Consider the following 1,864-nt stretch of genomic DNA (forward strand, 5'->3'; position numbering starts at 1 on the left):
AACTTCGACTTGGTGACCGCGTCATTGACGTTGATCGCCGGGAACAGGAGAGTGCCGTCCCGCTGCATCTCGTACAGGCGGTGGACGCCGGTCGTGGTCTCCTCGGTGACACCCCGGATCTCCGACGCCATGCCGACCCAGTCCAGCGCACTGCGCTCCAACAGGGCACGGACGGCGGCCAGTTCCTCGTTGTCCGCGACGGGCAGCACACCCGCCTTGCGGTACTCGACGCCCTTGTGGACGAGCAGGGTGGCGTCGCCGCCGTCGTCCAGGATCATGTTCGGACCGGCGTGCCCGGACCAGGTCAGCGCCCGCTCGGTGCACCACCAGTACTCCTCGAGCGTCTCGCCCTTCCAGGCGAAGACCGGGATGCCGGCGGCAGCGATGGCGGCGGCCGCGTGGTCCTGGGTGGAGAAGATGTTGCAGGACACCCAGCGGACCTCGGCGCCCAGCGCCACCAGGGTCTCGATGAGTACGGCGGTCTGTACGGTCATGTGCAGGGAGCCGGTGATCCGGGCGCCGGCGAGCGGCTGGGCCTCGGCGTACTCCTCGCGGATCGCCATGAGGCCGGGCATCTCGTGCTCGGCGAGGGTGATCTCCTTGCGGCCGAAGGCGGCCAGGGAGAGGTCGGCGACCTTGAAGTCGGTGAAGTCAGCGCGCACTGAGGCTCCTTGCGGTGGTCACGTTGCGGTGGATGTCGAGGGCTGCGGTGGAACGGTTCAGGGTGATGTAGTGCAGACCGGGGGCGCCCTCGGCGAGCAGCCGTTCGGCCATGGCGGTGGCGTACTCGACCCCGATGCGGTGGCCGTCGGCCGGCCGGTCGCGGGCCGCTTCCAGACGGTGTGCGAGGTCCTCGGGGAACGCCGCGTGGGACAGCTCGGCGAAGCGGCGGATCTGGCGTACGTCGGTGGCCGGCATGATCTCCGGGATGACCGGCGTGTCACAGCCGGCCGCCACCACCCGGTCGCGCAGCCGCAGATAGTCCTCGACGTGGAAGAACATCTGCGTGATGGCGTAGTCGGCGCCCGCGCGGCACTTGGCGACGAAGTGCCGGATGTCGGACTCCCAGTCGGGCGAGCGCGGGTGCCGCTCGGGGAACGCGGCCACGCCGACGGTGAAGTCGCCCAGTTCCCGCAGGAGTTCGATCAGTTCGACGGCGTGCGTGAAGCCGTCCGGGTGCGCGGTCCACGGGCCGTTCGGGTCCCCCGGCGGGTCACCACGCAGCGCCAGCACGTCGCGGATGCCCGCGTCGGCGTACCGGCCGATGATGTGCCGCAGTTCGGCCACCGAGTGCCCGACCGCCGTCAGGTGCGCGACCGGACGCAGGGTGGTCTCCGCGGCGATCCGGCGGGTGACGTCGACGGTCCGCTCCCGCGAGGAGCCGCCCGCGCCGTAGGTGACGGAGACGAAGGCCGGCGCGAGCGCCTCGACCCGGCGGATCGTGTCCCACAGCCCGCGTTCGCCCTTGCCGGTCTTCGGCGGGAAGAACTCGAAGGAGAACGACGGCCGCCCGTCGGCGGACATGCCACGCGCCGTGCTCATGAGCGGCCTCCCGCGTTGAAGTAACCCGCCTCGGGGTGGTGGGTCACGAGGGCGTCGGTGGACTGTTCGGGGTGCAGCTGGAACTCCTCGGAGAGGCGGACGCCGATCCGCTCCGGCCCCAGCAGGGCGGCGATCTTCGCCCGGTCCGCCAGCTCCGGGCAGGCCGGGTAGCCCAGTGAGTAGCGGCAGCCCTGGTACTCGGCGCGCAACGCGCCCGCGAGACCGGCCGGGTCGCCCCCGCGAATGCCCAGTTCGGAGCGGACCCGGGCGTGCCAGTACTCGGCGAGGGCCTCGGCGAGCTGGACGGACAGGCCGTGCAGTT

General features: G+C 71.4%; 3 protein-coding genes. All 3 read right to left on the bottom strand.

What is annotated here, in order from left to right; all coding sequences use genetic code 11:
- Positions 1-662 (bottom strand): adenosylhomocysteinase (locus ACTT8P_RS38195; RefSeq protein WP_442836384.1); only part of this gene is annotated, 662 nt, incomplete at its 3' end.
- The gene (gene metF / locus ACTT8P_RS38200) at positions 652-1,542 is read right to left on the bottom strand and encodes a methylenetetrahydrofolate reductase [NAD(P)H] (protein WP_442836385.1); all 891 of its coding nucleotides are present in this window, start codon (positions 1,540-1,542) and stop codon (positions 652-654) included. The genes ACTT8P_RS38195 and metF, both read right to left, overlap by 11 nt.
- A partial coding sequence (locus ACTT8P_RS38205) for a vitamin B12 dependent-methionine synthase activation domain-containing protein (RefSeq protein ID WP_442836386.1) occupies positions 1,539-1,864 on the bottom strand: 326 nt, incomplete at its 5' end. The genes ACTT8P_RS38205 and metF, both read right to left, overlap by 4 nt.

This window comes from Streptomyces sp. JW3, from assembly GCF_052216785.1.
In the GTDB taxonomy this organism is placed as follows: Bacteria; Actinomycetota; Actinomycetes; order Streptomycetales; family Streptomycetaceae; genus Streptomyces.